The organism is Rhodovulum sp. (assembly GCF_011048875.1).
In the GTDB taxonomy this organism is placed as follows: domain Bacteria; phylum Pseudomonadota; class Alphaproteobacteria; order Rhodobacterales; family Rhodobacteraceae; genus Rhodovulum; species Rhodovulum tesquicola.
In genome coordinates this window covers 1-5,831 of record NZ_DSDD01000347.1, presented here as the reverse complement: position 1 = coordinate 5,831, position 5,831 = coordinate 1, and the positions used below count along the sequence as shown (strand labels likewise).

Below are 5,831 nucleotides of genomic sequence, written 5' to 3'. Positions count from 1 at the left end.
CGCCAAGTTCGGCCATCATCGCGGGAATGTCGGTCTCGTCCTTCATGTCGCCATGTCGTCCCTGTGGATCAGCGCCGCGCGGCCGGGATAGCCCAGAATGGCCTCGATGTCACCCGAACGGCAGCCGCGGATCAGCCGCGCCTCGGCCGAGGTGTAGCGGGTCAGCCCGGTGCCCAGTCCCTGCCCCTCGGGCCCCAGGATCGTCACCGGATCGCCGCGCCCGAAATCGCCCGTGACCGCCGTCACCCCCGCAGGCAAAAGCGACTTGCCCCCGCACAGCGCGGCCGCGGCGCCCGCATCGACCGTTATCGTCCCCCGGGGCTTCATCGCCGCGATCCAGCTTTTGCGCGCGGCCTGCGGATCGCCCTTGGGTCGGAACCAGGTCGAGGCCGCGCCCTCCTCCAGCGCCTTGAGCGGGCGCAGCACCGCGCCCTGCGTGATCGCCAGCGCACAGCCCGCGCCGGTGGCGGTCTTGGCGGCCATCAGCTTGGTCTTCATGCCGCCCTTGGACAGCCCCGAGGCCGCGTCGCCCGCCATCGCCTCGATCTCGGGGGTGATCTCCTCGATCAGGTCGAAGCGGTGGGCGGCGGGGTCGAGCCCGGGATTGGCGGTATAGAACCCGTCCACGTCCGACAACAGCACCGCCACATCCGCCCCCACCGTCACCGCCACCTGCGCGGCCAGCCGGTCGTTGTCGCCATAACGGATCTCGTCGGTGGCAATCGTGTCGTTCTCGTTCACGATGGGGACCACGCCAAAGCCCAGCAGCGTCTCCATCGTGGCGCGCGAGTTGAGATAGCGCCGCCGGTCCGCGCTGTCCTCCAGCGTCACCAGCACCTGCCCCGTGGTGATCCCGTTCGGCGCCAGCACTTCCTCATAGGCGCGCGCCAGCCGGATCTGGCCCACCGCGGCGGCGGCCTGCGACTGTTCCAGCGCCAGCGTGCCCGGCCCCAGCCCCAGCACCCCGCGCCCCAGCGCGATGGACCCGGACGAGACCAGGATCACGTCCGCGCCGCGCGCCTTGAGCATGGCCACATCCTCGGCCAGCGCGCGCAGCCAGTCCGCGCGCAGCGCGCCGCTGTCGCGATCGACCAGAAGCGCCGAGCCGATCTTGACGACGATCCGCTTCGCACCGCTCAGGGATGCCATGTCTTGTCCTCGTCCCCGGCCGCCCGATGGCGCAACCGGTCCTCGTCGATCCCGGCCCTCAGCGCGCGCAGAACCTCGGCGATCCCCTCGCGCGAGACGCCCGACATCGCCAGCACCGGCCGGCCGATCTCGGCCTCCAGCGCGGCAATCTTTTCGGCGCGCTCGTCCTCGTCCAGCGCGTCGATCTTGTTCAGCGCGGTGACCCGCGGCTTGTCGGCCAGATGTCCGCCATAGGCGTCCAGTTCGTTGATGATCGTGCGGTAATCGGCCACCACATCCCCGGACGTGCCGTCGATCAGGTGCAGAAGCACGGCGCAGCGTTCGACATGGCCGAGAAACCGGTCGCCGATGCCGCGGCCTTCATGCGCGCCCTCGATCAGACCGGGAATGTCCGCGATCACGAATTCCACGCCGTCGATGCCGACCACGCCCAGGTTCGGGTGCAGCGTGGTGAAGGGATAATCGGCGATCTTGGGCCGGGCGTTCGAGATGGCGGCCAGAAAGGTCGATTTGCCCGCGTTCGGCATCCCCAAAAGCCCGGCATCCGCGATCAGCTTGAGCCGCAGCCAGATCGTCCGCTCGACGCCCTCCTGCCCCGGGTTCGCATGGCGCGGCGCCTGGTTGGTCGCGGTCTTGAAATGCAGGTTCCCCCAGCCGCCATTGCCGCCCCTGGCCAGCAGCACGCGCTGGCCCAGTTCGGTCATATCGGCGATCAGGGTTTCCTCGTCCTCATCCAGGATCTCGGTGCCCACGGGCACGCGCAGCACGATGTCGTCGCCCGAAACGCCGGTCTTCTGACGGCCCATGCCGGGGCGGCCGTTGCCGGCAAAGAAATGCTGCTGGTAGCGAAAGTCGATCAGCGTGTTCAGCCCGTCGACCGCCTCGACCCAGACATCGCCGCCGCGCCCGCCATCGCCGCCATCGGGGCCGCCATATTCGACGAATTTCTCGCGTCGGAAACTGGCGCAGCCATTCCCGCCGCTGCCCGACCGGATATGGACCCTAGCGAGGTCAAGAAATTTCATGGACGGCCTCGAAGCTGGTGCGGAACAGGCGATAGTGGATATTCGGCGCAGGCTCAAGCCGCGCCAGCGAATGCCCCATCCCGGTGCCGATGCGCTGGAAGCCCAGCTTTTGCAGCACCCGGGCCGAAGCGGGGTTGTCGGCGAAATGATCGGCCGTGACCACGTCAAGCCCCGGCAGCCGCACGAAACAGGCGGCAAGCAGGGCGCGCATCGCCTCGGTCGCCAGCCCCCTGCCCCAACGCGCGGGGTCGAGGAAGTAGAACAGCCCCGGCGGTGCCCCCCAAAGCCCGCACGCCCCGATCAGCGGACCATCCGCCAGCGCGATGCCCAGTCGAAACCCGACCTCGCCCCGGAACCGCCCCCGGGCGATCCACAGCGCGCGCTCGGCCTCGGGCCAAGGGACCGGGATCGTGCCCATCATCGGCGCCACGCGCGGGTCGGTCGCGATCCGGCCCAGCACCGGCGCATCCGCCGCGGACAGGGGCCGGATCGACAGCCGCGGCGTGAGCAGCACAAGACCGGACGCCGCGCCCATCGGCCCTAGTCGAGCCGCTTGAGATAGGTCCAGGTCAGCACCTTTGCCCCGCGCGCAACCGAGAACGCCTCGGCATCGCCGATATATTCGAACCCGGCATTGGTCAGCACGCGCGCCGATCCCGGATTGTCCTGGAACACCTCGGCAAAGATCGTCTTGCAGCGCTGCGGATTGGCATCGAGAAGCGCATGCACCGCCTCGGACGCGATCCCGGTATTCCAGAAGGCGGGCGCCACCCAATAGCCGATCTGCGACTGGGCGCGCTCCATCCGGTCGAGGCCGACCACCCCCAGCACCTCGGACAGCCCGTGGTCGGTTCCGTCCATGACCCAGACATCCTCGCCGCGGTCGGGATTCTGGGCGCGCTGGATGAACGCCTCGGTCGCGCCGGGCGGCAGCGGATGGGGGATCGTGCGAGTAAAGCGCGCGACGCGCGCGTCGCCCGTGTAAAGGCCCAGCAGTCCCGCATCGGACCGGCGCACCGGCCGCAGGATGAAGCGCGTTGCTTCGATCACGGGCTGGCTGGAAACAACATCCGGTTTCATGCTCTTCCTCCTCGCCCCCTCTCGGGTCAGATGGCAACCTCGCGGCTTTTCCGCAAGTCGCGCCGGGCGGCAGGGCGGTTTCCCGCTCCACTTCCCCGATCCAAGCCTCCCCGGGCATCGCGTCGGTCACGAATGAAGAAGGGGGGACCGGCGCGCCACCGATCCCCCACCTTTGTCAGTTCTCGCGTGGTTTCGGCTTACTCCGCGGCCCCGGCTGCCGGCAGGACGGAAATGAAGGTGCGCCCCTTCAGCCCCTTGCGGAAGGTCACTGCGCCCTCGCAGACAGCAAAGATCGTGTGGTCGCGGCCCATGCCGACACCCTCGCCCGGCCAGAACTTCGTTCCGCGCTGGCGCACGATGATGTTGCCCGGGATGGCCGACTGGCCACCGTAGATCTTGACGCCGAGGCGCCGTCCGGCCGAGTCGCGACCGTTACGCGAGGAGCCGCCTGCTTTCTTGTGTGCCATGTCGTCCTCTCCTCTCGCTCAGCCCTGGGCCAGGGTCTTGGCTTGTTCGACCCAGCCCTCTTTCTCGATCTTGCCCTTGCTCCCAAGGCGCTCTTCCATGGCGGCCACCTGCTCGGGCGTCCAGGCCGCAATCTGGGCATAGCTGGTGATGCCCGCCTCGTGGAATTTCTTTTCCATCGCCGGACCGACACCCGTCAGCTTCTTCAGATCGTCGCCACCAGCCACGGCCGGTTTCGCGGCCACGACACCCGACGCGACAGAGGCAACGCTGCCCGCGCCGATCGCGGCCTTCACGCCGGTCCCTTCGCCGCCCGCGGCGAGGATCTCGGTCACCCGAACCAGCGTCAACTGCTGGCGGTGGCCCTTGGTGCGCTTGGAGCTGTGCTTGCGGCGGCGCTTGACGAAGTGGATGACCTTGTCACCCTTGATCTGGTCGATCACCTGGGCCTGCACCGCGGCCCCGGCCACATTGGGCGTGCCGATCGTGTCGCCGACCATGAGGATCTCGTTGAACTGAACCGTGTCGCCGGCATCGGCGGCGAGCTTTTCGACGCGCAGCACGTCGCCCGACTGGACCTTGTACTGCTTGCCACCGGTCTTGAGGACCGCAAACATGGACCTTTTCCTTCTTTTCTGCCGCGTCCTGTGGCCCCGCCGGGCGGGCGGCGTTCGGCATCTGCGCCTCGGACAGCGCGCCCCATGCGGGACGTTGTCAACATTGACGGCCCCGAAGCAGTGCAGCGGGGCCGGAACCGTGCGTATCCGCGATTCATGCCGCCAAGTCAAGGGCCGCGGCACGCCCGGATCAGAGATCCTGACCGGCGATGAATCCGGCAGCGGCCAGACCCAGTTCGCGCGAGATCCGGGTGAAGCTGGTATCGAAGGCCTTGAACAGCGCGGCGTTCAGGGCCGCGCCCTCCCGGGTTTCCGATATCGCGACATAGGCTTCCAGCGCGGCATCGGACAGTGGCGCATAGGCCATTGCCAGATAGGAAAAGATCCAGTCCCGTGTCTCGTCGCGGATCTCCTGCTCCTGGCCCCAGACATCGGCGAGAATCTGTTCCTCGCCCAGGTCGAAATCGAACGCGCGGCCGTCGACAAGCCCGGTATAAAAAGCATAATTCGCGTTCAACGCGCCCGCCACATTCGCTTCGATGAGGTCGTTCGCCTCGATGAACCGTCCGATCAGGTCAAGCCGCGGATCGTCGTCCGCCCGCATCTCCTCAAGCCGCTCGCGACTGCCCGACTTCACCGCCTCGTCCAGAAGCGCGCGCCGCGCCGACAGTTCCAGCGAAACGATCCGCGCCCCGTCCCCGGAAGTGAAGAAGGCCACAAGCGGTTCCAGATCGGCCTCCGCCAGCGAGCCGGACAGGCTGTCACGCAACTCCCGGGACATGCGGCCGCCATCGTAGATCCGCCTCACTTCCGCCGCCCAACGCGCGCCACCGCGACCGGGAAACATCTCGGTCGCCAGTTCGTCGGCATGGCTCATGCCTTCCTCGCGCATGACCGCCACCAGATCGTCAAGCGCAAGCGCCGAAAGCAGCGCCTCGAGCGATGCCGACGGCCCGGCCCGGGCGGGCAAGGGCAGCGCGAACAGAAGGATGAGCACGGGCAGGATGATCAGGCGTCGCATCGGTGGATCCGGGATTGCTGGCTGCCCCTACAGGTAAACCCGAACCACGAGGATTCCAACCTTCCGCGGCTCCGCCGCGGGAAACGTCACCCACCCAGAAAAACGGTTGCAACCCTGCGTGCTTCGCACTAGATCACCCCCCCACAAGGCCACAGGCTGCGGAGAGGTGCCGGAGTGGTCGAACGGGGCGGTCTCGAAAACCGTTGAGCCTTCACGGGCTCCCAGGGTTCGAATCCCTGTCTCTCCGCCAATTCAATCCAAATCAATGGCTTACGACTTGGGCAGGCAAGTGCGACACAAAGTGGAGCACCACGCCCATGAAACTGTCCGCCTTCCTTTCGCCATCACGCGGCATTGTTGCAGAAAGGCGGCCTTCGACGTGAGGGCCTCTTTCCCCTTCCGGTTCAGGCCACGCGAACGATCTCGGCGGTGCCGAGAGCATTGAAGCGGTTGATGAGTGCGACGCGGATGTGG

General features: G+C 67.5%; 7 protein-coding genes and 1 tRNA gene. 1 reads left to right on the top strand and 7 read right to left on the bottom strand.

Annotation, left to right across the window (positions count from 1 at the left end):
- Window positions 1-42 precede the first annotated feature (42 nt).
- From proB to ENN83_RS12185, 7 genes are all read right to left on the bottom strand, one after another.
- Window positions 43-1,149 (bottom strand): glutamate 5-kinase, encoded by a 1,107-nt coding sequence (gene proB, locus ENN83_RS12215; RefSeq protein ID WP_287187382.1) that lies wholly within the window; start codon window positions 1,147-1,149, stop codon window positions 43-45.
- Window positions 1,137-2,174, bottom strand: coding sequence for a GTPase ObgE (gene obgE / locus ENN83_RS12210; RefSeq protein ID WP_287187380.1), 1,038 nt, complete (start codon window positions 2,172-2,174; stop codon window positions 1,137-1,139). The genes proB and obgE overlap by 13 nt, the downstream gene beginning before the upstream one ends.
- On the bottom strand, window positions 2,161-2,709 hold the full coding sequence (locus ENN83_RS12205) for a GNAT family N-acetyltransferase (RefSeq protein ID WP_287187379.1): 549 nt from the start codon (window positions 2,707-2,709) through the stop codon (window positions 2,161-2,163). Before ENN83_RS12205 ends, obgE begins: the two co-directional genes overlap by 14 nt.
- Before the next feature lie 5 nt (window positions 2,710-2,714).
- Window positions 2,715-3,254, bottom strand: coding sequence for a GNAT family N-acetyltransferase (locus ENN83_RS12200; RefSeq protein ID WP_287187377.1), 540 nt, complete (start codon window positions 3,252-3,254; stop codon window positions 2,715-2,717).
- Window positions 3,255-3,451: 197 nt separating this feature from the next.
- Entirely contained in the window at window positions 3,452-3,721 is a 270-nt protein-coding gene (gene rpmA / locus ENN83_RS12195; protein ID WP_287187375.1) for a 50S ribosomal protein L27, read from the bottom strand.
- A gap of 18 nt (window positions 3,722-3,739) precedes the next feature.
- Window positions 3,740-4,336: a 50S ribosomal protein L21 gene (locus ENN83_RS12190; protein WP_287187374.1), complete on the bottom strand. Its 597-nt coding sequence runs from the start codon at window positions 4,334-4,336 to the stop codon at window positions 3,740-3,742.
- Window positions 4,337-4,526: 190 nt separating this feature from the next.
- Window positions 4,527-5,357, bottom strand: coding sequence for a DUF2059 domain-containing protein (locus ENN83_RS12185; RefSeq protein ID WP_287187373.1), 831 nt, complete (start codon window positions 5,355-5,357; stop codon window positions 4,527-4,529).
- 160 nt (window positions 5,358-5,517) lie between these two features.
- Between ENN83_RS12185 and ENN83_RS12180 the strand changes: the two genes are divergently transcribed.
- Window positions 5,518-5,607 (top strand) — tRNA-Ser (locus ENN83_RS12180).
- The last annotated feature ends 224 nt before the right edge of the window (window positions 5,608-5,831 follow it).

What these genes read in the sequence shown, in the direction of transcription:
- proB (WP_287187382.1), bottom strand. Translation starts at nt 1,149, where the DNA reads ATGGCATCCCTGAGCGGTGCGAAGCGGATCGTCGTCAAGATCGGCTCG.
- obgE (WP_287187380.1), bottom strand. Translation starts at nt 2,174, where the DNA reads ATGAAATTTCTTGACCTCGCTAGGGTCCATATCCGGTCGGGCAGCGGC.
- ENN83_RS12205 (WP_287187379.1), bottom strand. Translation starts at nt 2,709, where the DNA reads ATGGGCGCGGCGTCCGGTCTTGTGCTGCTCACGCCGCGGCTGTCGATC.
- ENN83_RS12200 (WP_287187377.1), bottom strand. Translation starts at nt 3,254, where the DNA reads ATGAAACCGGATGTTGTTTCCAGCCAGCCCGTGATCGAAGCAACGCGC.
- rpmA (WP_287187375.1), bottom strand. Translation starts at nt 3,721, where the DNA reads ATGGCACACAAGAAAGCAGGCGGCTCCTCGCGTAACGGTCGCGACTCG.
- ENN83_RS12190 (WP_287187374.1), bottom strand. Translation starts at nt 4,336, where the DNA reads ATGTTTGCGGTCCTCAAGACCGGTGGCAAGCAGTACAAGGTCCAGTCG.
- ENN83_RS12185 (WP_287187373.1), bottom strand. Translation starts at nt 5,357, where the DNA reads ATGCGACGCCTGATCATCCTGCCCGTGCTCATCCTTCTGTTCGCGCTG.